This is a genomic window from Hoeflea sp. BAL378, assembly GCF_000759435.1.
GTDB lineage: Bacteria > Pseudomonadota > Alphaproteobacteria > Rhizobiales > Rhizobiaceae > Hoeflea.
Map to the genome: position 1 here is coordinate 68460 of NZ_JRJG01000024.1, position 21360 is coordinate 89819.

The window sequence follows — 21360 nt, forward strand, 5'->3', positions numbered from 1 at the left end:
GGGTCGGAGCAACGGGAGCCTCAAACGGATGGAACTCAAATGGCTTGAAGACTTCGTCACGCTCGCCGACACATCGAGCTTTTCCCGCGCCGCGGAAATCCGCAACGTGACGCAGCCGGCCTTCAGCCGAAGGATCAAGCAGTTGGAGGTCTGGCTCGGAACGCCGCTGATCAACAGGGGCATGCTGCCGGCGGAGCTGACGCTGGCCGGGCGCAATTTCCTGCCTGTGGCCCAGAACACGATCCGCGCTTTGCATGCCGCCCGCGAGGCGCTGCAGCCCTATACCGAAGCGGGCATGGTGCGCTTCGCCGCACTCCACACGCTCACCGTCACCTTCGTTCCGCCCTGGCTTCAGCTTCTCGAACAGAAGGCGCCCGACACGCGCCTGTCGCTCATTCCCGACCGGGGCGGCATCGAGGCGAACCTCGCGGCCCTTGTCGACGGCGAGGCCGATTTCTTTCTCACCTACGCCCATCCCCGCGTGCCCTTCCACCTCGACCGCGAGCAGTTCGGCTTTCTCGAGGTCGGACGCGACCGCCTGGTTCCGGTTGCAGCCCCGAAGGTGCGGCTGCAGGGCGGAAAGTGGACCCACGGAGAGGGCCTGCTCGATCGCGCCGTCGCCGAGGGGCTGATGCTGCCCTATCTGAGCTACGGATTCAGTTCCTTCTTCGGCGTGGCGCTGGGGCGTCTCTTTGTCGAGCGCCCGAACTTCCGCCGGCGGCCGGTCCACGAGAATGCAATCAGCGCCGGCCTGAAGACCATCGCCCTGACCGGCGCCGGCATGTGCTGGCTTCCCGAGAGCCTGATCCTCGACGAGCTCCGGTCCGGCACGCTGGTCCGGGTCTCCGCCAGGGAGGACTGGACGATGGAACTCGACATCCGCCTCTACCGGCATCACGGCAATCAGAGCCGGATCGTCAAGACTTTCTGGCAGACGGCGGAGAGTGTCGTCGCGGCGCCGCCGACCTCGCAGCCGGATGCCGCACCCGCCTAGTTTTCCGCGCTTTCCGCCAGCGCGCCTGTCACCAGATAGCGATACAGATGCTCCTTCAAGCTTGAGCACTGGCGCAGCCCGAGCCGTTCCAGGCACTCGGCGTCGGCCGGCGCCGAAAGGCCGCGCCAAAGCAGCCGCGCCAAAGCGGGCCAGGACTTGGCGGAGTTCTTCAGGATCGCGAGCGCCGGCAGCAGCCGCTGTTCGGTCTTCGTGAAATCGGTGCCGAACGGGAACGGCGGCATGAGCCCGTCGCGCCGGGCCTGCCCCAGCCATGCGCGCAGGCGTTCGGGGGTATTGTGCCGGCTGGCGGGGTCAATTTCGTAGTCGCGCCGGATCTTTCCGGCCTGCTTGGCCTTGGCGAGAAGGCCGGGCTGGAAGCGGCGGTCGGCAATCGCCAGCATGGCGGCGATGCACTCCTCGTCCGTCTTGCCGCGCAGGTCGGCCACGCCGTATTCGCTCACCACCATGTCCCGATAATGCCGCGGCACGGTCTCGTGCGGATAGTCCCAGCGGATGTTGGAGACCGTCCTGCCGCCGCTCCGGCGGGTCGCGCTGAGCGTGATGATCGAGCGGCCGTCTTCGAGCGCGGTGGCCTGCTCGACGAAATTGAACTGGCCGCCGACGCCGCTGACCACCTGCCCGTTCTCGATCCCGTCGGAGACGACCGCGCCGAGGCAGGTGACGAGCATCGCATTGTTGACAAAGCGCGCATCGCGCCGCGCCGCGCGCTTTCCGGCCTCGTCGCCATAGAGCGAATTGGTGAAGGAGACGGGCATCATGGCGATCTTGGCGCGCCGCTCGGCGGGCATTTCCCGCAAAGTCCGGTAAAAGTCCCGGCATTCGAGGAAAAATCCCGCGTGGATCGCCACTCCGTCCACTTCCCGGCGGATGACGCCGCCCTCGAACAGTTCGAGAATGCCGCCGACCAGCATTTCTGTGACGGCGTACAGGCCGGTCTCGAAGGGCGCGCGATGCGTTTCGGGGCCGGAAGGACCAAACGGATTGGCGGAGATCAGGGGCAGGTAATCGCCATTCTTCCCGTGCCGCAGCAGCAGCGACTGCGCGATGGCGTCGCCGATCGAGCCGATGCCGATCTGCAGCGTGCCGCCATCGGCCATAAGCTGGGAAACATGCAGCCCGATGGCCATGTCCTGCAGGCTCACCGGCCGCCGCACCACCGAAAACAGCTCGAAGGAGTCCTCCGGCTCGTGGAGCGTGTCGATGTCAGCATCGGCGATTACGGCCGGGCCGTCCATGAACGGAAGTTCGTCATGGATCTCGGCCGCGAAATGGAAATCGGCCCTGCCCTCGCGCCGGGCCTTGATGAGGTCGACGGTGATGTCGGTGTTGCAGCTCAGGCTGATCCGTCCAGCCGCGTCCTGTGCCACCAGTTGCGCCACCACATTCGGCTTGAAATCCAGCAGATAGCCGAACGCATGGGTGTAATTGGCGGAGATGTGATGCCGTTGCATATAGAGGTTGCCGAGCCACCGGCCGGCCTGGAAGAAGAACTCCCGGACCTCGATATTGGCGGGCAGCGTGCCTTTCTCCACCATCTTCGCATAGAGCAGCGGTTCGTAGCGGCCGAACAGGCGGTCTCCGGCCGGCTCCAGAAACCGCCGCTCGAGATCGGACTTTGCCTCCGGACGCTGCAGCGTCAGGGCGGTCAGGATGGTCAGGCTGATGGAGGGATCGTCGCGCGCCGCCCGCGTCAGCGCGTTGACGATGCCGTTGGCCTTGCCGAGACCAAGCGGCAGCGCCAGCCGGATCTGTCCTCCGGTCAGGTCCACAAGGCGGCGGGCGATGTCCTCAGCCGCGGGTTTCCCGGGCGTACCTGCCTCAGCCAATGTCTTTCCAGCCCTTGTCCGGCGCAAAACGCGGGCCATGCCGCGACGCCAGCTCCTCGAGCGCGCTGACGACCTCGGCGACGCCCCGCTGCCGCGCGTACCGGATCGGCCCGCCGCGGAAGGGCGCGAAGCCGGTGGCGAAGATCATCGCCGCGTCGAGCGTATCCGCGTCGCCGACTACGTCCTTGCGCAGGCATTCGACGGCGGCATTGAGCATGGGAAGGATGAGGCGGTCCTGCGCGTCCTTGGGAAGCGGATGATCGGCCGGCTTGCCCTTCTTCGGCTTGCCGTCTTCCCAGACATAGATGCCCTCGCCGGATTTGGCGCCCAGATGGCCGTCTTCCACCCGCTTGCGCATCCATTCGGGGACATCTGGGATGGACGTGTCGAGGTTCTCGCGCAGGCTGTCGGCGACCTGCAGGCAGATGTCGAGACCCACCTGGTCGGCCACCTCGAGCGGCCCCATCGGCATGCCGAAAGCTTCGGCGGCGCGGTCGATCTGCACCGGATCGATGCCCTCGTCGACCATCAGCGCCGCTTCAAGCAGATAGGGCGTCAGCACCCGGTTCACCAGGAAGCCGGGATAGGACCGTACCGGCGCCGGCAGATGGTCGATCGCCGTGACGAAGGCGTTGAGCCGCGACAGGGTCTTCTTGGTAGCCTTGTCGTGCGACACCACTTCGACCAGATCCAGCTTCGACACAGGATTGAAGAAATGCAGCCCGGCGAACCGGCCCGCCTTCTTGATGACCGAGGCCAGCCCTTCCAGTTCAAGGCTCGAGGTGTTGGTGGCGATGATCGCATCCGCGCGGGCGCTGGCCTCGATCGAAGTGAGCAGTTCGCGCTTCAGCTCCGGCTTCTCCGGCGCCGCCTCGATGATCAGGTCGGCGGTGACGAGGCCGTAGCCCTTCGGGTCGGGCATCAGCCGGTCGAGCGCATCGCGGATCTCGATATCCGACAGATGCGCCTCGCGGGCGATCCGGGCCGCCGCCTTGACCGCCTTCGCCAGCGGCTCGAGCTTGACGTCGCTGATCGTGACCCGGAGGCCCTTGATCGCGCATATGGCCGCGATCTCCGCGCCCATGGTCCCGGCGCCCACGACATGGACCCGCTCGATGTCACTCTTGCCGGCGCCATTCTTCTTCAGACCCTCGCGCAGGAAGAAGGCCCGAATGAGGTTCTGCGCCGTGTCGCTGGTCAGCAGCCGGGCGAAGGATTTGATCTCGCCTGCCTGCATCGCGTCGCGGTCGCCGCCATGGCTTTCCCACAGGTCAATCAGGGCATGCGGGGCGGGATAATGCTCCTGCGGCGCCTTGCTTTCCGTCTGCGAGCGCATGCGCCCGGCGGCGAGCTTGCGCGCAGGCCCGATGTCGAAGAGGGCGGCCTTGAGCCCGCGGCCCTTGGCGTCTTCGCCCTTGCCGACAAGTGCCGCGACCGCCGCGCGGACATGGCGTTCCTCTACCACCGTGTCGACGATGCCCAAGTCCCTGGCCTTCTTCGTATGGGCCGACTTGCCGGTCAGCATCATCGTCATGGCCTCGGTCGGATCGATCAGCTCGGACAGGCGGAACGTGCCGCCGAGGCCAGGATGCAGGCCGAGCCGCACTTCCGGAAATCCGAAGAACGCGCCCTTGACGGCGATGCGGTGATCGCAGGCGAGCGCCAGCTCGAAGCCGCCGCCGAGCGCATAGCCATGGATCACGGCGACCGTCGGGCAGCCGAGCGCTTCCAGCCGGTCGATCACGCCGTGGCCCGCACGCAGCCGCTCGGCCACGGAGGCTTCGTCCCTGGCCTCGCGGAATTCGGTTATGTCGGCGCCGGCGGCGAAGCCGCCGGGCTTGGCCGACCGCAGCACCAGAAGCTTGGGCAGGTCCCCTTCCACGGCGTCGAGAAGCTTCGAGAGGTCGGTCAGGACCGCCTGCGACAGCGTGTTGGCGCCGCCGCCCTTGCAATCGAGGATCGCCCAGGCGATTCCGTCATCGTCCCGGCGGAGCCGCCAGGTGCCGAAGGCTTTTTCCTTGCCGGATCCGAGTTCGAGTTTCATCTCGCCGAGGGCGGACAGGACAGGTTTGGCCATCAGACAATCTCCACGAGCATGGCGCCGCCCAGGCCGCCGCCGATGCATTCGGTTGCAATGCCGCGCGTCTTGCCGAGCCGGGACATCGCCTGGACAAGGTGCAGGACGATCCGATTGCCGCTGGTGCCGACCGGATGGCCGAGCGCGATGGCGCCGCCATCAACATTGAGACGGTCGCGGTCGATCCGGCCGAAAGCCTCCGGCAGATCGAGCACCTCGCGGCAGAAGCTCTCGTCCTCCCAGGCGGCAAGACAGGCGAGCACCTGCGCGGCGAAGGCCTCGTTGATTTCCCAAAGGTCGATCGACTCGCGCGTCAGCCCGTTGCGCCGCATCATCTCGGTCGAGCACAGCACCGGGCCGAGGCCCATGACGGAGGGATCGAGCGCGGACCACTCACTGTCGCGGATCACCGCCAGCGGTTCCAGCCCGTGTTGCGCGACCGCGTCCTCGCTCGCCAGGATCACCCACGAGGCGCCATCGGTGATCTGCGAGGAATTGCCGGGCGTCACCTTGCCGTAGGGCTTTTCGAAGGCCGGCGAGAGCTTCGCCAGGCTCTCCATGGTACTGTCGGGGCGGACGCCGTCATCCTTGGCATAGGCCTTTCCGTCGCGGTCGAAGGCCGGCTCCACCTCGCCCTCGAGCCATCCCTCCTCCTGCGCCTTCGCCAGCCGGTGATGGCTTTCCATCGCGTAGGCATCCGCCTGCTCGCGGCTGATATCGAAGCGATGTGCCAGGATCTCGGCGGTCTGCCCCATGTTGAGATCGGTGATCGGGTCGGTGAGACCACGCTTCAGACCGATCACCGGCTTGAAGAAATCGGCCTTGACGCCGGTCATCATCGCCATGCGCTCGAGCGGACCCTTAGCCCGCGCCATGCCGGCATACCATTCCACCGCCTCGCGACGGAGCACCAGCGGCGCGTGGCTGAGCGCTTCGGCGCCGCCGGCGAGCACCAGGTCGGCGGAGCCGTCGCGGATATAGCGGTAGGCGGTGTCGATGGACTGCATGCCGGAGCCGCAATTGATCTGCACGGTGAAGGCGACCATGTCCTCGCCCATGCCCAGGCGAAGGGCGGCGACGCGCGCCGGGTTCATCTCGTCGGCGATGACGTTGACGCAGCCGAGGATCACCAGGTCATAGGCATCCGGCCGCACCGGTTGGCGGGCGAGCAACGGGCGGCCGCATTGAACGGCGAGATCCACCGGCGTGAACGGACCCGGCCCGCTCCGCGCCTTGAGGAACGGCGTGCGCGCGCCGTCGACGATGTAGACCGGACGGCGGTCGCTCATTGCGCCGCCTCCCGCGGCTGCTCTCGACTCTCGTCGCGCAGGATCTCGGACGGATCGAAATCATCGACGGCGACCACCGCGTCAACCATCTGTTCTGTCTTGCGCAACTGGTCCGCTTCCTTCTCGCTCAGCGTGCCATTGGCGACGGCGTCAGCGATCGAAAGCTTGGCATCGCGCAGCTTGCGGCGCAGCGGCTCGGTCGCGACGACCAGGGCGAACGCTTCTTCGAGCTTCCTGAGCGCCCCGTCCCCGCTGACGGCGCGCACGCCCCTGGTGAGCCGGTCGCGCGTCGGCGACGGGGTCAGCAGCAATTCGGCGCATTCGCGGGTCAGGTCGTCGGGCGCTCCCCGGTTGGACCCGCCGGGCAGCGTGACCATCCGCAGGAAGAACGCCGCGGCGCGGTTGGGAAGGTTGGCGAGAACCGCGTCGAGGCTCGACGCGATCTTGGCGAAGGAGTCCTCCGCCGTCCATTCGACCAGCGGAAAATCGGCGGCCATGTGTCCGTCGTCGTGCCAGCGCTTCATCACGGCCGAAAGCAGATAGAGTTCGGACAGCACGTCGCCGAGCCGGGCCGACAGCATCTCCTTGCGCTTGAGCGAGCCGCCGAGAGTCAGCAGCGCGAAATCGGAGATCAGCGCGAAGGCGGCGGCATAGCGCGACATCCGCCGGTAGATGCTTGCCGCGGCCGCGCCGCCATGGGTGGGCGCGGGGGCGAAGGCGCCTCCGGTCCATGCCCTGCCCCACGCGCGGAAAAGGGTCTTGATGGAATGGCCGACATGAGCCCAGAAGACCTTGTCGAACTGGTCGAGCGCCTTGTCGTCGTCCTTGGTGTCGAGCGCCAGAACTTCATCGAGCAGATAGGGATGGCAGCGGATCGCGCCCTGGCCGAAGATGATCATGTTGCGGGTGAGGATATTGGCGCCCTCGACGGTGATGCCGACCGGCACCGACTTGTGCAGGTTGCCGAGATAGTTGTTCGGCCCGTCGATCACCGTCTTGCCGGCATGGATGTCCATGGCGTCGTCGACCGCCTCGCGCATGCGGTAGGTGGCGTTCGATTTCATGATGCCGGAGATGACGGCAAGCCTGCGGCCTCCGTCCAGCCCGGCGCAGGTCAGCTTCCTGGCGGAATCGAGCGTATAGGCGTTGGCGGCGAGGCGGCCGAGATGCTGCTGCACGCCCTCGAACTTGCCGACCGGGATGCCGAACTGCTGGCGGATGCGGGCATAGGCGCCGGTGGCGTGCGCCGACAGCGAGGCCGCAGCGCAGGACAGCGACGGCAGCGAGATCCCGCGACCGGCGGCCAGCGCGCTCATCAGCATCATCCAGCCCTTGCCGGCGAAGTCCGGCCCGCCGATGATGTGATCGAGCGGCACGAACACGTCCTTGCCGGAGTTGGGACCATTCTGGAAAACCTGGCCGCAGGGAATATGCCGGCGTCCGATGTTGACACCCTTGAGATCAGTCGGGATCAGCGCGCAAGTGATGCCCTCAGCCTCGGCATTGCCGAGAAGACCCTCGGGATCCTCGAGCTTGAAGGCCAGCCCCAGCACGGTGGAGACCGGCCCCAGCGTGATGTAGCGCTTGGACCAGTTGAGGCGCAGGCCCAGCGTCTCCTTGCCCTTCCACTTGCCCTTGCAGACGACGCCGGTGTCGCGCATGGCCGAGGCATCAGAGCCCGCATCCTCGCTGGTGAGCGCAAAGGCGGGAATCTCCTGGCCGCCTGCGAGCCGGGGCAGCCAGTAATCCCGCTGCTCGTCCGTGCCGAACTGCAGCAGCAACTCGCCCGGCCCGAGAGAATTGGGCACCATCACCGTGACGCCGGCGGTGACCGAGCAGGTGGAGATGCGCCGCACAACCTCGGAATGGGCGTAGTTGGAAAACCCCAGCCCGCCATACTTTTCCGGAATGATCATGCCGAAGAAGCGGTTCGTCTTCAGGAAGGTCCAGACGGAGTCCGGCAGGTCGCCGGCCCGGGTGATTTCCCAGTCATCGAGCATGGAGCACAGCTCTTCGCACGGGCCGTCGAGAAAGGCCTGCTCCTTCTCCGACAGCGAAGCCGGCGTAACCGTGAGAAGCTTGTTCCAATCGGGGTTGCCGCTGAACAGATCCGCGTCCCACCAGACCTCGCCGGCATCGATCGCATCGCGCTCGGTCTCGGACAGGCTCGGAAGCTGTGTGCGCGCCCACCCGAAGATTGGCCGCGTGAGGGTGTCGCGTCGGAATGTTCGGATGGACATGGGGTGCTCCTGATGGCTGTTCGGTTGTTAGGTCGGAGAGGCTTGCCCTCCCCGGACGCGTCCCTGAACCTGCGCCCGGACGGAAGATACGGACCCCGCCCGCAGCGGCGGCGGCCCGCGCGGGTGGCTGGCTGGTCGGAAACTCAACGCTCCTTGCCGACATTTTGTTCCGTGAAGAGACGGAACCAAAGGCCCGCAAGGGGGTTGATACGCCATGTCCGCAGCCACCTCGACGCTTGACCACGACCTGATTTCGATTGAACGGGAACTTGCCAACCTGGACCGGTTGGCGAGGACGCTCGACAGCCGCTTCCGCCTGCCCGGCACCTCGATCCGGCTGGGCCTGGATACGATCGTCGGCCTGATTCCCGGCATCGGCGACACGCTGACGGCAGCACCTTCCGCCTGGATCATCTGGCGCGGATACAAGATGGGGGTCCGCCGGCGGCATCTCGCCCGCATGATCGGCAACAGCGGCATCGACTACGTGATCGGCTCGATCCCGGTAATCGGCGACATCTTCGACATCGGCTTCAAGGCAAATCTGCGCAACATCGCGATCCTGCGCGAACAGCTCGGCGCCAGACACTCCGCTCACGCGCGGATGCGAGATGCAGACACCGCTGTCTCATGAATGACGGACCGCCCGGCGATGGAGCCGGCAACGTGGCGGAGCTCGTCGACGAGGCCAAGGAAAAATCCGTCGGCAAGGCCGCCAAACTCTCGCCCCGGCTGATCCACGAGGTGATCCGCCGCGACGGCGAGGAGGAACTGCGGCGGCCGTTCCGGTCGCTGTTTTGGGCGGGCATCGCCGCGGGCATCCTCATCAGCTTTTCGATCGTCGGCAAGGCGATGCTGCGCACCTACCTGCCGGACACCGACTGGCGGCCGCTGGTCGAGAATTTCGGCTACAGCTTCGGCTTCCTGCTGGTCATGCTGGGCCGCATGCAGCTTTTCACTGAGAACACGATCATGACCGTCCTGCCGGTGGTGGCCAAGCCATCCCGCCGCCGGTTTGCCCGGCTGGCACGCCTTTGGGGACTGGTGCTGCTGGCAAACCTCATCGGCTGCTTCATCGCGGCGATCACCATTGCCCATGGCCACGTCCTGCCGGAGGCGTTCTTACCTGCGTTCGACGGGCTCGCCCATCACGCCATGGCCATTCCCGCCATGGAAGGCTTCGCCCGCGCCATTCCCGCCGGGATCCTGATCGCGGCGCTGGTCTGGATGCTGCCGCAGGCCGAGGGGTCGAGCTTCTGGCTGATCACGCTGTTCACCTGGCTGATCGGCGTCTGCGGATTTACCCACATCGTCGCGGGCTCGGTGGAGATGGCCTGGATGCTGGTCACCGGGCAGATCGGTGTGACGCAGGGCCTGACCGGGTTCTTCCTGCCCGTGCTGGCGGGCAATGTCGTCGGCGGAACCCTGATCTTCACCTTCCTGGCCTGGGCCCAGGTGCACCAGGAGATCACTCCCCCGCCGCCATAACCAGGACGACCTCCCCCTCGTCCGTCTGGCCGGCCATGATCGACAGGGCGGAGAGGAGCGATCCGGAGATCAGGAAGAACGGGAAGACCATGCCGCCGCCGACCACCAGCCTATCGGCGAGGCGGCGCAAGGAGTGAACTCCGTGCGCGATGGACGAAAGGCGAATGTCATCCCCTGGAGGTGTCATCCCTCGTGGAGACTGGCCGCGACCGCACCGACCTCGAGCCTCTGCGATTGCGCAGCGGCCGGATCCTGCGCCAGGGCCGTAAATGCCAGACCGGCCGCGGCCAGAAGCGCGAGCGGCTGATAGGCTCTGCCGTGGCGGGCGATGTATTTGCGTGATCCTGGCCGGGCGGCGAAAGCCGGGATGGTCAGCGCCACGAGCACCAGGATGATCGTGGGCGCCACGACCCTCGGCACCAAGGGCCACATCTCGAAGCCGACCTCCCACACCGCCCAGATCAGCGTGCCGATCCAGACCAGCAGGTAGACGCCCACGCCGACCACATTCCGGCGCGTGAGCAGGGCGCCGCTGAGAACCAGCCCGAGGCCGGCGATGGCGTAATACCAGGAGCCGCCCAGAACCATCAGCCAGACGCCGCCGGCGCCGAGGACGAGCCCCAGGCCCAGCACGAGAACGCCAATCACGGTGATGTAGATGGAGCCAAAGGACATTGAAGGCTTCTCCGGACCCGAATAAGGGTCGGGCGTGCGAGCGCCGGTGTCTGACGTGTCCACTCGCATGCCTTGTCTCCCCTAAATTCTGGCGTGAAAGCCTAAATTCTGGCGTGAAAGCTGGAAACGCGCATCCTGCAAAAAAGTTCCGTGCAATTTCCGAGGACCCGGAATCGGCTTCCGCAACCAAAATCTCCTTCAGGCGTTTCCCATGCATTCGAGACATTCGCATGGAGGCGCATGACCATGAGTGACGAAACTCAGCAGTCCGCGGTGGGCAAGCTCGACGCGTCGGCTTCGACCGGCCAGATCGGCGGCGACCTCAAGCTCTACCGCCTGACGCCGAGCGCTGAACCCAATGATCCCCGGTGGGACAATGCCCCCGGCCATGGCGAGATCCTGGTTCGGGCGCTGTCGCCTGCGGATGCCCGCATTGTCGCCGCCCAGGCCGAGATCGATTTTCTGGATATCGGCGCAAAGCCGGGCGACGGCACGACCACCGATTTCGCCAGCGCCTTTCGCGACGACAAGCTCTATCACGTCGTGCTGGAGAGCGATGATCCGGGCGAGGGCCCGCGCGGGGTCATCTCCCGCAAATAGGGGCGTCGCCGCATCCCGCCAGGACAGATGCGCTTCGCCCGCGCCGTCAGCCCCAAATGTGGCGCTGGCTCCGGCCGTTGAACGGAAAATTTCCTCTTCATTAAGGAACGATCGCACCGCCAGACCGTTGAAACACCAAACAACGAGAGCTTTTTCGGCCATGGAACAGAGATTGGATTATTACACACTGATTGGTTTCGCGCCCGAAACGGAAGCGCCGGAAGATCTCGGCACGCTTGCCGTCCCGGCCCATGACACGGCCCTCTTTCTCGATTTTGATGGAACCCTCGTCGACATCGCCGAGACCCCGAGCGCGGTGACCGTCAGCGCCCGCGACGGACTGCTGCTGGATCAGTTGGGCCGCCGCCACGCCAACGCCGTGGCCATCATTTCGGGCCGGAACCTGCATGAGATAGAGAAGTTCCTCCAGGATTTTTCAGGAACCATCTCCGGCGGCCACGGCGCCGAACTGCGTCACGCCGGAGAGCATTTTCCCGGCATCGACTGCGACTTCGAGCGGCTTGAGCACATCAAGAACGCGGTGATGGAATTCGCCATCATCGATCCGCGCGTCATTGCCGAGGACAAGAGCTTCGGCATCGTGCTGCATTTCCGCCAGCACCCCGAACTCGAAAGCAAGGTCCACGACTTCCTCGCCTGCCTCGTCAATGAAGAAGACGGTTTCGAGTTGCAGTCCGCCAAGATGGCGTTCGAGATCAAGCCCAAGGGCATTTCCAAGGCCAAGGCGATCGAGCGCATCATGCAGTTCGAGGAATTCGCGGGCCGCACGATCCTGTTCGCCGGCGACGACGAGACCGATGAAACCGCCTTCGGCTGGGTCAACGCCCATGGCGGCCTGTCGGTGAAGATCGGCGACGGTCCGACCATTGCCCAGTACCGGACCGCGAGCCCCACCACGCTCAAGAAATGGCTGCGCTCGCAGCCTGACGCGTCCAGGCGGGAGGCCTGAGGTGGGGCGCCTGATCGTCGTATCCAACCGCGCCCCATCCGTCGACGGCTCAAGCGATTCCGGCGGTCTGGTCGTGGCGCTCATCGAGGCGCTCGCCAAGAATGGCGGATTGTGGATCGGCTGCGCGCCCGAGCAAAGCGACACGCCCACCGAGGATCTCGTCTTTCATCAGCGTCCGGATTTCGACATCGGCCTGTTCGAGCTGGAGCCGGAGCTCTACCGCGACTATTATCTCGGCTATTCCAATTCGGTGCTCTGGCCGGCCCTGCATGGCCGGGTCGATCTCATCGACGTGCAGCCCCGCTACGCCAAGGCCTACCGCGAGGTGGCCAAGCGCCTGGCCGCCCTGATCGCCAAGACGGCGCGCGACGACGACCTGATCTGGGTGCATGATTACCAGATGATCCCGCTCGCCCACGAGCTCAAGGAGCTCAACGTGAAGTGCCGGATCGGCTTCTTCCTGCACATCCCGCTTCCCGACCTGCAGACCTTCAAGGCCATTCCCGACTGGAAGGACCTGGCGAAATGGTTGTCGGACTACGATCTGATCGGCTTCCAGACCCGCCGCGATCTCGGCCACATGATCAACATCTTCCGTCACACCATGCGCGGCGAATTGCGCGCCAACGGAACCATGGGGATTGCCGGGCGCGAAGTGGCGTTGGGCAGCTTCCCGATTTCCATCGACGTGTCCGGCTTCAGGCGACTTGCCGCCAAGGGCGCCGAGAACACCGAGCCAGCGCCCCTGCCGCGGCTTATCGGCGTTGACCGACTGGACTATTCCAAGGGCTTGCCGCAGCGCCTCGCCGGCTACGAGGCTTTCCTGGCCAGGCATCCGGAGTTCCGCAGCAAGGTGGCGCTGTTGCAGATCGCGCCGCCGACGCGCGACGATGTCGATGCCTACAAGGCGATCCGGTCCGAACTGGAGCATCTTTCCGGCCATATCAACGGTCGCTTCGGCACCGTCGAGTGGACGCCGGTGCAATATATCCATCGCGCCATGCCCCGCAACGAACTGGCGGTGTTGTTCCGCTTCTCCCGTGTCGGGCTGGTCACGCCCTTGTTTGACGGCATGAATCTGGTCGCCAAGGAATATGTCGCCGCCCAGGACGAAACCGATCCCGGCGTGCTGATCCTGTCGCAATTCGCCGGCGCGGCGGAGGAGATGACGGAGGCGCTGATCATCAATCCGCACGATCCCGAGGATATCGCCAGGGCCATCAAGACCGCGCTGGAGATGCCGCTCGCCGAACGCATCGGGCGGCACAGTGCCCTCTATGCCCATCTCGACCAGCACAATGTCGGACGCTGGAGCGCCGCCTTTCTCAAGCAGCTCCTCTCCGTCCAGCGCCTGAGCCCTGACGGGGTCGCGCCGTTCCCCGGCTCGACGCCCTGGACGCAGACCGCTTGACCGCGTCGCTTACCCTCTGAATTGCACAGAACGGCATCCGGCAGCCGATCATCGCCGTTCGGGTCCAGCGCGCTGAAGCTCAATGGCGAGGAACCGAACAAGACGCGCGGCGGGTGAGCTCGCCGGGACTGCCCCGCGCGAGCCCATCAGTCCTCCTTGCTGTCCCGAATTGCCGACATCGCAAGCTGCTGGCGGCGCGCCTCGCGGTAGCGGGAAAACTGCGTGTCGGCGATCACGCCCGCGAGAATGACGCTGCCCATGACGGCGAAGTTCAAGGACGACGGAATGCCCAGCAGGTTGACCAGGTTCTGCAGGATCTGCAGCAGGATCACCCCCAGCACCACGCCGACGACCGACCCCTCGCCGCCGCGCAGCGAGAATCCGCCGAGCACCGCGGCGGCGATGCCGTAGAGTTCGTAGAAGTTTCCGTGCGAGGACGGCTGCACCGAGCGCGTGTACATGGCAAAGAACACCGCCGAGATGCCGGTGAGAAAGATGCACAGCACATAGGCCTGGATGATGACGCGGTTGGTGTTGATGCCGGAATAGCGCGCGGCTTCCGCATTCTTGCCCACCGCGAACAGGTGCCGGCCGAAGACGGTGCGATGGAGGAGAAACCAGGCAACCACCGCCACCAGCCCGAAGGCAATCACCGAATGCGGCACCCCGGCGGTGCGCCCCGACACCAGGAACTCCAGTATCGGAAAATCCGATCCGAAGGTGAAGCCGGCGGTGCCGTCCCTGGTGTAGAATCGGGCAACGCCGCGATAGATCAGCAGGCCGCACAGCGTGACGACGAAGGGCTGCAGCCTGAGGCGGGTGATCAGCCAGCCGTGTAGCAGGCCGATCAGCACCGACAGCGCCATGATGATTAAGAGCGCGATGGGCCAGGGCACGCCGTGGCTCGCGATCAGATCGACGAAGATGACGCCGATCAACGCGATCACCGATCCGATCGACAGCTCGATGCCTGCGGTGACGATGACGAACGCCTCGGCGATGGAGAACAGGCCGAACAGGCCGATCAGGTTTGCCGTATTGGCCAGATTGACGGGCGACAGAAACCGTGGATTGACCATCGCGACGATGGCGCCGACGGTGACGACAAGCGTGGCAAGGCCAATGTCTTTCTTCTGCATCGTCCCCTCTTTCTATTCCACGGCAAGCCGGAGAATGTTTTCCTCGGTGAGGTCGCCCCGGCCCAGGACGCCGGCGATCCGGCCCCGGCACATGACCGCCACCCGGTCGGAAATGCCGATGACCTCCTCCATGTCCGACGAGATCATCAGCAGGGCCACGCCTTCGGCCGCCAGTTGCTGCATGAGATGATAGACTTCCGCCTTCGCGCCGACATCGATCCCGCGCGTGGGCTCGTCCAGGATGATCAGCTTCGGCTTCATCGCCAGCCATTTGGCGAGAACCACCTTCTGCTGGTTGCCGCCCGACAGTTCCGCCACAGCGCGCCCGAGGCTCGACGCCTTGATCCGGAGCTTTCGCTTCGCGGCGTCGGCCAGCCGGGTTTCCGCGCCGAGATCGACAAAGCCCTTACGAGACAGCGCCGCATGGCTCGGCATGGCGATGTTCTCCAGGATAGCGAAGTCGAGAAACAGTCCCTCGGTCTTGCGGTCTTCCGGGACAAGGCAGATGCCCGCGGCGATGGCGTGGGGAACCGAGTTGCCGGCGAGCGGTTTGCCGTCGATCTCGATGCGTCCCCCCTCCACCGGATCGATGCCGAATATGGCCCGCGCCAGCTCGGTGCGCCCGGCGCCGACAAGTCCGGCCAGGCACAGGATTTCGCCCGCGCGCAGGCACAGATCCACGGCCTGGTGCGGATAGGCCCGGGTGCGCAGCCCCTTGAGTTCGAGCACCGGCCGGCCGGCGGCATGATCCGATGTCTCGTAGAACTGGCTCACATCGCGCCCGATCATCATCCGCACCATCCTGTCCCTGGTAATCTCCCCGCGAGACAATTCGCCGGCGTTGCAGCCGTCGCGCAGCGCCACCACCCGGTCGGCCACGTCAACGATTTCCGTGAGCCGGTGGGTGATGAACAGCACCGCAACACCGTCGGCGCGCAGTTTGCGCACGACCTCCAGCAGCCGGCTGGTTTCCGAGATCGTCAGGCTCGACGTGGGTTCGTCCAGGATCAGCAGGCGCACATTGATCGACAGGGCGCGCGCGATCTCGAGCAGTTGCAGGTCGGCGAGCGAAAGTGCGGACACCGGATCCCTTGGCCCGAACCGCGTCCCCAGCAGTTCCAGGATGGGAGCAACCTTCTTCTCCATGGAGGAGCGGTCGAGAAGCCCCAGCATGCCGCTGCGCATCTCGCGCCCGAGCAGCACGTTTGCCGTCACGTCGAGGTTGGAAAACGGGTTGAGCTCCTGGTGCACGAAGGCGATGCCGAGCCTTGTGGCCCGCGCCGGCGTCAGCGCCGTGACCGTCTCGCCATCGATGACGAGGCTTCCCTGATCCGGCTCGATCGCCCCCCCGAGCACTTTCATCAGCGTCGATTTGCCGGCGCCGTTCTCTCCGATCAATCCGACCACCTCGCCGCCGCGGATCGTGAGGGAAACCCTGTTGAGCGCGACAGCCCCGGGAAACACCTTGGTGATCCCGGAAAGTTCGAGCGATATCTGTCTGTCTCTGACGTCAGGCATGGGCTTTCCGGATGGGACGGGCGCAGGAGAAGGCTGCACGAACCCGGAAGGCGCGTGCAGCCTCGGACAACGCGGTAGGATGACCCGCATTATCCTCCGACGCGGGATTTCAGCTCCGCCTCGAATGCGTCGACATTGTCCTTGTTGATCTTCTTGGTGGGAACAATGATCAGGCCGTCGGCCGGGATCTGGGACTTGTCGCCCTCCAGATAGGCGGCCATCAGCTTCATGCCCTGGTAGCCCCACTGATAGGGATCCTGAACCACGGTGCCCGCGAAGCTGCCTTCGCGGACGGCGCCGAGCGTGATCGGATCCTCGTCGAAGGCGACCACGGTGATCTGGCCGAGCTTGCCGGCGGCCTGCAGGGCCTCATAGATCTTGGGCGGGTTGTAGGAATAGAACCCGACCATGCAGGTGATGTCCGGATTGGCCGCCAGCACGTCGTCAACATTGGAGCGCGCCCGGGCGAAATCCACGTCGTCGCCGCGCACGTCGACCAGCTCTATGCCCTTGCCCTCGACGGCCTGGCGGAAGCCGGCGATGCGCTCGACGGCGTTGTCGGCACCGAGAAAGCCGACGAAGCCCATGCATTTGCCGCCATCGGGCATCGCCTCGACGGCGATCTCGCCCGCCTGCACGCCGGCCGCCGTGTTGGACGATCCGAGATAGGCGATGCGGTTGCTGTCCGGCGCATCGCTGTCGGTGGTGAACAGCGGCACCTGGGCGGCGATGCGGTTGAACGCATCAATCGAGTTCTTCGGATCGGCCGACGAGATCATGATCGCATCGGTGCCCGCGGCGACCAGGTCGTCCATCAGCGCGTTCTGCAGCGCCGCGGTGCCCTGAGCCGGATAGCGGAACTGCAGCTCATAGCCCGGAAGCTCCGCCTGCGCCGCCTTCACGCCGGCTTCGGACAGCTTCCAGAAATCGGACGCCGCGTTGACCACGAAGGCGAGCGCGGGCTTTTCCTGTGCGAATGCGGCGCTGGAAGCCAGGACGGCCGCGCTCGCGATGAGTATCGACTTCAGATTGTACATGACTTTCCTCCCTGCAGCCCTTTTCCTCCCGGGCCGCGATTGATACGTGAGCTTGATCATCGGGAATCAGTAATATTATTAATGATTCCCGGTCCCGTCAGGGGAAACGACGGGGCGGCTTTTGCAAGCCAACCCCATCGCCCTCGGGAGACCCTAGTTGCCGGCGCAGAAGCCCGGATCCTCGAGATTGCAGACATCGAGACCGGTAAACAGCGGATCCTCCACCGTCTCGCCGTTGATGAGCTGGATCATGACATCCGGCGCCCGGTAGCCCATCTCGAACGGGCGCTGGCCGACCTGGGAATGGCTGCGGCCATCGCGGAAGGCCTGCGTCTGCGGCGGCAGGGTGTCGCCGGCGATGATGATCAGCTCCTTGCTCTTGAGCTTGTCCATCACCTGGTCGGTCACCTGGGCATAGGCCTGCGGCGCGAACTGCGCCCAGCCGCCGATCAGGATGAAGGCATCGAGGTCCGGGTTCGCCGTGAACACGTCCGACATCTGCTGGTTGGCGAGATCGGCCTGGTCGTTGGTGAACACCGGGCACCCCTCGATCTCGGTCCAGCCGCCCTGCCCGGTCAGGCGGTCGATGCCCTTCTCGCCGCCCGCGGTGTCGCGGAACCCTTGCGCGCGGGCATTGATGTTGTCGGCGGCGACATTGCCGAGCTGCAGGCAGACCGTGCCGCCGTCGGGCTTGAGCATGGCCGCCTGCTCGGCCATCTTCACGCCCATCAGATAGTTGTCGGTGCCGAGATAGGTCTTGCGCAGATCGCGGTCCTGCTCGAGGAAATCCGCGTCCAGCGTCATCACCGGAACACTCGGCGCAATGTCCCGGATGCGGTTGGCCATGGCCGGCGCGTTCGATGGCGAGATGGCGATCGCCGCCACGCCACGGGTCAGCAGGTCGTCGACGATCTGCACTTCCCCGGCTTCGTCTGCCGACGAGGCCGGACCGGTGTAGAGACATTCATATTCGCTGTCGGCATTTTCCGACATCCACTTCTGGCAGCCCAGATTGATCTGCTCGAAGAAGGGGTTGTCCAGGCCCTTGACGACGATCGCCAGGGTCTTCTTTTCCTGCGCGGCGGCCGATCCGGCCGCCAGCATCATCACGGATAGGGCTGTCACAGCCATCAGTTTGGTTTTCATAATGTTCTCTCCTCCACTTACTCCGGCGGGCCTCCTGCCCTAGCCGGGATACCAAACGACGCGCGGGTCATTCTCCTTGCGTTCGTAGCGCCAGGCGCGGTCGGCAAGCTGTTCGAGCCCCACCTCCGGCGCCCATCCGAGCACCATCCGCGCCTTCGAATTGTCGAGCCAGTTGCTGTGAAACGGGGTGTCGATCTCGATCGGCTCCAGCTCGTTGCTGGCCTTGAGGATCCGCCCCACCGCGCCGTAATCCACCGGCCGGTCCATCGAGATGTTGAACAACTGGCCATAGGCCCGCGGATTGGCGATCGATGCCAGGATCGCGGCAACAAGATCGTCGACATGGACGAAGTTGCGCTTCAGGTAGTCCCCGCCGGCATCGCGCAGCACCGGCACGTAGCGCCCGTTGCGGTAGCGCGCGAGCGCCGCCTCGTCGACGATCTCCGTCCAGGCCGGACCGCCGAACTGGCCGTCGCCGAAATCGAGCGCGAAGCGGAAATCGTCCTTCTCCATGATCCAGGGCGCGCGCAGCGTCGTCCAGGTCACGCCGTACTGGACGCCGTATTGCTCCAGCATCGTCTCCTCGAGCACCTTGGTCAGCGCGTAGCAGCCCGGATAGGCCTTGCGCGGGGATGCCTCCGTGATCGGCTCCCCATAGGGCTGGAAGATGTGGCCGACGACGCAATCGCCGCTGAGCAGGAGGAACTGGCGCGCATCCGCCAAGCCGCGGAACGCCTCGAGCAGCAGATAGAGGCCCTTCAGCGCGACGTCGAAGACCAGGTCGGGCGATTCCTTGACGGCGGCCAGATGCAGCACATGCGTGACCCCTTCCATGGCCTCGGCGACAACTGCCGCGTCGGAAATCGAGCCGGAGACGATGGCGACGCGGTGGTCCGCCTCGACGAGCCGGTTGTGGCACAGCGCCACGATCTCCCAATCGGCAAACCGCGGATCCGCAAGCAACGCAGGCAGGAACACCTGCCCCACCTTTCCCGCAGCCCCCGTCACGAGCAGCCTCATCCAGTCCTCCAAGGTCTGTCAGTTCATCGACAAGTGTTGTTTACTAATAATATTAAGTCAAGCTATTAGTGATACACTGTGCTAGAATGCGCGGCGGAGGAGTGTGGGGAACGGCGCGGAGACGCCGCACCCTGAGGGCGAACATGACGAGGAGGAAGAATGTCGCGGCTTGTTATCAAGGGCTTATCGAAGAACTTCGGGGCGATTCAGGCGCTGTCCGGAGTGTCGCTGTCGATCGAACCGGGAGAGGTGCTCGGCCTGATGGGCGACAACGGGGCGGGCAAGTCGACCCTGGTGAAGATCATCGCCGGCAATTTTAGGCCATCGGGCGGTGAACTCCGGATCGACGGAAAAGAGGTGCATTTCCACAAGCCGATCGACGCGCAGCGCGAAGGCATCGAGATGGTCTACCAGGACCTGGCGCTCGCCGACAATCTGTCGGCGGCCTCCAATGTCTTCCTCGGCAGGGAGCCGCTGCGCCGCCTCGGCCCGTTCAGATATATCGACTACAGGCGCATGAACACGGTCTCCGCCGACCTGTTCAAGGTGCTCAAGTCGGAGACACGGCCGCGCGACCAGGTGCGGAAAATGTCTGGCGGCCAGCGCCAGGCGGTCGCCATCGCGCGCACGCTGCTGTCCGAACCCAAGATCGTGATGATGGACGAGCCCACCGCCGCCATTTCCGTGCGCCAGGTCGCCGAGGTCCTCGATCTCATCCGCCGGCTCCGCGACCGCGGCATCAGCGTGATCCTGATCAGCCACCGCATGCCCGATGTCTTCTCCGTGTCCGACAGGATCGCCGTCCTGCGCCGCGGCGAATTGGTCAGCAGCAAGGCGGCAGCCCGATCGTCTCCGGAAGAAGTGACCGGGCTCATCACCGGCGCCATCGACGCAGCTTGAGGGGGAAAGACTATGACTTCACTCGACGACATCATCGGCAGATCCCAGCACGACAGCCTGTTCTCCCGCATCCGGGGGCTCCAGGTCTTCTGGGTCTTCACCGCCGCGGTGCTTGCCTGCCTGGCGCTCAGCCTGCTCACCGACACCTTCGCCAGCGAGCGCAACCTGTTCAACGTCGCCCGCAATTTCGCCTTTGTCGCCATCATCGCCATCGGCATGACCGCCGTCATCGCCTCGGGCGGGATCGACCTGTCGGTGGGTTCATCCGTCGTGCTCAGCGCCATGGTGATCAGCGTCGCCATGTCGGGCGGCCTGCCGTTCTGGCTCTCGGCGCTGCTGGCGCTTGGCGCGGCGCTGCTGGTCGGCCTGCTCAACGGCATTCTCATCGCCTATGCGGGTATGCCCGCCTTCGTGGTGACGCTCGGCACCCTCTCGGCGGCCCGCTCGCTCGCCATGGTGCTATCCGACAACAAGATGATCTGGGAGTTCGGGCCCGACCACGACATCCTGCTCTGGGTCGGCGGCGGCTCCACGCTCGGCCTGCCGCATCCGCTCTATGTTCTCACCGCCCTGACCATCGTCATGTCGCTCGCCTTCAAATGGACCCGCTGGGGCCAGCATCTCTTCGCCATCGGCAGCAACGAGAATGCGGCCGTGCTGACCGGGATTCCGGTCAAGCGGCTCAAGGTGAGCATCTACATGTTTTCCGCCTTCACGGCGGGCCTGGCCGGCATCCTGATGGCCGGCTGGCTCGGTAGCGTCACCACCAATCTGGGCCAGGCGATGGAGCTCACGGTGATCGCCGCGGCGGTGATCGGTGGCGCCAATCTGGCCGGCGGCGAGGGCACCGCGCTCGGCGCGGTCGTCGGCGCCCTGTTGATAGAGGTGATCCGCAACTCCCTCATCCTGCTCGGCATCTCGACTTTCTGGCAGGGAATGTTCATAGGTACCTTCATCATCGTGGCCGTGGCATTCGACCGATTCCGGAATTTCCGAACCTAGGTTGGCG

The 21360-nt window shown here is 65.2% G+C and carries 19 protein-coding genes; 8 read left to right on the plus strand and 11 right to left on the minus strand.

The features are described from left to right. Window positions 1–28 precede the first annotated feature (28 nt). Window positions 29–994 (plus strand): LysR substrate-binding domain-containing protein, encoded by a 966-nt coding sequence (locus LL06_RS07270; protein WP_052161280.1) that lies wholly within the window; start codon window positions 29–31, stop codon window positions 992–994. Here the strand turns inward: LL06_RS07270 and LL06_RS07275 are convergent. The 4 genes from LL06_RS07275 to LL06_RS07290 are packed head-to-tail and all read right to left on the minus strand — an operon-like array spanning window position 991 to window position 8447. Then, on the minus strand, window positions 991–2841 hold the full coding sequence (locus LL06_RS07275; protein ID WP_035524300.1) for an acetyl-CoA hydrolase/transferase C-terminal domain-containing protein: 1851 nt from the start codon (window positions 2839–2841) through the stop codon (window positions 991–993). The genes LL06_RS07270 and LL06_RS07275 overlap by 4 nt on opposite strands. After that, on the minus strand, window positions 2834–4918 hold the full coding sequence (locus tag LL06_RS07280) for a 3-hydroxyacyl-CoA dehydrogenase NAD-binding domain-containing protein (RefSeq protein WP_035524302.1): 2085 nt from the start codon (window positions 4916–4918) through the stop codon (window positions 2834–2836). The genes LL06_RS07275 and LL06_RS07280 overlap by 8 nt, the downstream gene beginning before the upstream one ends. Next, window positions 4918–6207: an acetyl-CoA C-acetyltransferase gene (locus tag LL06_RS07285; protein ID WP_035524305.1), complete on the minus strand. Its 1290-nt coding sequence runs from the start codon at window positions 6205–6207 to the stop codon at window positions 4918–4920. The genes LL06_RS07280 and LL06_RS07285 overlap by 1 nt, the downstream gene beginning before the upstream one ends. Next, window positions 6204–8447 carry an acyl-CoA dehydrogenase gene (locus LL06_RS07290; protein WP_035524306.1) on the minus strand — a complete coding sequence of 748 codons (2244 nt, stop codon included), beginning with the start codon at window positions 8445–8447 and terminating at the stop codon, window positions 6204–6206. Before LL06_RS07290 ends, LL06_RS07285 begins: the two co-directional genes overlap by 4 nt. Window positions 8448–8661: 214 nt before the next feature. On the opposite strand from LL06_RS07290, the gene LL06_RS07295 reads away from it, so the two are divergent. Both LL06_RS07295 and LL06_RS07300 read left to right on the plus strand, forming a co-directional pair. Then, the gene (locus tag LL06_RS07295; protein ID WP_052161281.1) at window positions 8662–9081 is read left to right on the plus strand and encodes a DUF4112 domain-containing protein; all 420 of its coding nucleotides are present in this window, start codon (window positions 8662–8664) and stop codon (window positions 9079–9081) included. Then, window positions 9078–9935 carry a formate/nitrite transporter family protein gene (locus LL06_RS07300; protein WP_052161282.1) on the plus strand — a complete coding sequence of 286 codons (858 nt, stop codon included), beginning with the start codon at window positions 9078–9080 and terminating at the stop codon, window positions 9933–9935. Before LL06_RS07295 ends, LL06_RS07300 begins: the two co-directional genes overlap by 4 nt. On the opposite strand, the gene LL06_RS27635 is transcribed toward LL06_RS07300, so the two are convergent. Next, window positions 9916–10065, minus strand: coding sequence for a hypothetical protein (locus LL06_RS27635; protein ID WP_161784946.1), 150 nt, complete (start codon window positions 10063–10065; stop codon window positions 9916–9918). The genes LL06_RS07300 and LL06_RS27635 overlap by 20 nt on opposite strands. 53 nt (window positions 10066–10118) lie before the next feature. Beyond that, window positions 10119–10610, minus strand: a complete 492-nt coding sequence (locus LL06_RS07305; protein WP_201772317.1) for a hypothetical protein — start codon at window positions 10608–10610, stop codon at window positions 10119–10121. Between the two features lie 246 nt (window positions 10611–10856). Between LL06_RS07305 and LL06_RS07310 the strand changes: the two genes are divergently transcribed. The 3 genes from LL06_RS07310 (at window position 10857) to LL06_RS07320 (ending at window position 13591) form a co-directional block, all read left to right on the plus strand. Next, window positions 10857–11210, plus strand: coding sequence for a hypothetical protein (locus LL06_RS07310; RefSeq protein ID WP_244447069.1), 354 nt, complete (start codon window positions 10857–10859; stop codon window positions 11208–11210). Between the two features lie 172 nt (window positions 11211–11382). Continuing rightward, the gene (gene otsB, locus LL06_RS07315) at window positions 11383–12180 is read left to right on the plus strand and encodes a trehalose-phosphatase (RefSeq protein ID WP_161784947.1); all 798 of its coding nucleotides are present in this window, start codon (window positions 11383–11385) and stop codon (window positions 12178–12180) included. 1 nt (window position 12181) lies between these two features. Beyond that, window positions 12182–13591, plus strand: coding sequence for a trehalose-6-phosphate synthase (locus LL06_RS07320; protein WP_052161283.1), 1410 nt, complete (start codon window positions 12182–12184; stop codon window positions 13589–13591). Window positions 13592–13737: 146 nt separating this feature from the next. On the opposite strand, the gene LL06_RS07325 is transcribed toward LL06_RS07320, so the two are convergent. The 5 genes from LL06_RS07325 to LL06_RS07345 form a co-directional block, all read right to left on the minus strand. Next, window positions 13738–14730, minus strand: coding sequence for an ABC transporter permease (locus LL06_RS07325; RefSeq protein WP_035524311.1), 993 nt, complete (start codon window positions 14728–14730; stop codon window positions 13738–13740). A 12-nt stretch (window positions 14731–14742) separates the two neighbouring features. Beyond that, complete coding sequence (locus tag LL06_RS07330; RefSeq protein ID WP_035524315.1) at window positions 14743–16248, minus strand: sugar ABC transporter ATP-binding protein; 1506 nt, start codon at window positions 16246–16248, stop codon at window positions 14743–14745. 89 nt (window positions 16249–16337) lie between these two features. Beyond that, window positions 16338–17285: a sugar-binding protein gene (locus LL06_RS07335; protein WP_152599524.1), complete on the minus strand. Its 948-nt coding sequence runs from the start codon at window positions 17283–17285 to the stop codon at window positions 16338–16340. A gap of 153 nt (window positions 17286–17438) precedes the next feature. After that, a complete protein-coding gene (locus tag LL06_RS07340; RefSeq protein WP_052161284.1) occupies window positions 17439–18434 on the minus strand; it encodes a substrate-binding domain-containing protein in 996 nt (331 codons plus the stop codon). Between the two features lie 36 nt (window positions 18435–18470). After that, window positions 18471–19451 carry an NAD(P)-dependent oxidoreductase gene (locus LL06_RS07345; RefSeq protein WP_035524318.1) on the minus strand — a complete coding sequence of 327 codons (981 nt, stop codon included), beginning with the start codon at window positions 19449–19451 and terminating at the stop codon, window positions 18471–18473. A gap of 159 nt (window positions 19452–19610) precedes the next feature. Here LL06_RS07345 and LL06_RS07350 point away from each other — a divergent pair, with 159 nt between their 5' ends. Both LL06_RS07350 and LL06_RS07355 read left to right on the plus strand, forming a co-directional pair. Then, window positions 19611–20351: an ATP-binding cassette domain-containing protein gene (locus tag LL06_RS07350; protein ID WP_035524321.1), complete on the plus strand. Its 741-nt coding sequence runs from the start codon at window positions 19611–19613 to the stop codon at window positions 20349–20351. Between the two features lie 12 nt (window positions 20352–20363). Continuing rightward, window positions 20364–21353 carry an ABC transporter permease gene (locus LL06_RS07355; protein ID WP_035524325.1) on the plus strand — a complete coding sequence of 330 codons (990 nt, stop codon included), beginning with the start codon at window positions 20364–20366 and terminating at the stop codon, window positions 21351–21353. Window positions 21354–21360 lie beyond the last annotated feature (7 nt).

What these genes read in the sequence shown, in the direction of transcription:
- LL06_RS07270 (WP_052161280.1), top strand. Translation starts at nt 29, where the DNA reads ATGGAACTCAAATGGCTTGAAGACTTCGTCACGCTCGCCGACACATCG.
- LL06_RS07280 (WP_035524302.1), bottom strand. Translation starts at nt 4,918, where the DNA reads ATGGCCAAACCTGTCCTGTCCGCCCTCGGCGAGATGAAACTCGAACTC.
- LL06_RS07285 (WP_035524305.1), bottom strand. Translation starts at nt 6,207, where the DNA reads ATGAGCGACCGCCGTCCGGTCTACATCGTCGACGGCGCGCGCACGCCG.
- LL06_RS07290 (WP_035524306.1), bottom strand. Translation starts at nt 8,447, where the DNA reads ATGTCCATCCGAACATTCCGACGCGACACCCTCACGCGGCCAATCTTC.
- LL06_RS07295 (WP_052161281.1), top strand. Translation starts at nt 8,662, where the DNA reads ATGTCCGCAGCCACCTCGACGCTTGACCACGACCTGATTTCGATTGAA.
- LL06_RS07300 (WP_052161282.1), top strand. Translation starts at nt 9,078, where the DNA reads ATGAATGACGGACCGCCCGGCGATGGAGCCGGCAACGTGGCGGAGCTC.
- LL06_RS07305 (WP_201772317.1), bottom strand. Translation starts at nt 10,610, where the DNA reads ATGTCCTTTGGCTCCATCTACATCACCGTGATTGGCGTTCTCGTGCTG.
- LL06_RS07310 (WP_244447069.1), top strand. Translation starts at nt 10,857, where the DNA reads ATGAGTGACGAAACTCAGCAGTCCGCGGTGGGCAAGCTCGACGCGTCG.
- LL06_RS07325 (WP_035524311.1), bottom strand. Translation starts at nt 14,730, where the DNA reads ATGCAGAAGAAAGACATTGGCCTTGCCACGCTTGTCGTCACCGTCGGC.
- LL06_RS07330 (WP_035524315.1), bottom strand. Translation starts at nt 16,248, where the DNA reads ATGCCTGACGTCAGAGACAGACAGATATCGCTCGAACTTTCCGGGATC.
- LL06_RS07335 (WP_152599524.1), bottom strand. Translation starts at nt 17,285, where the DNA reads ATGTACAATCTGAAGTCGATACTCATCGCGAGCGCGGCCGTCCTGGCT.
- LL06_RS07345 (WP_035524318.1), bottom strand. Translation starts at nt 19,451, where the DNA reads ATGAGGCTGCTCGTGACGGGGGCTGCGGGAAAGGTGGGGCAGGTGTTC.
- LL06_RS07350 (WP_035524321.1), top strand. Translation starts at nt 19,611, where the DNA reads ATGTCGCGGCTTGTTATCAAGGGCTTATCGAAGAACTTCGGGGCGATT.
- LL06_RS07355 (WP_035524325.1), top strand. Translation starts at nt 20,364, where the DNA reads ATGACTTCACTCGACGACATCATCGGCAGATCCCAGCACGACAGCCTG.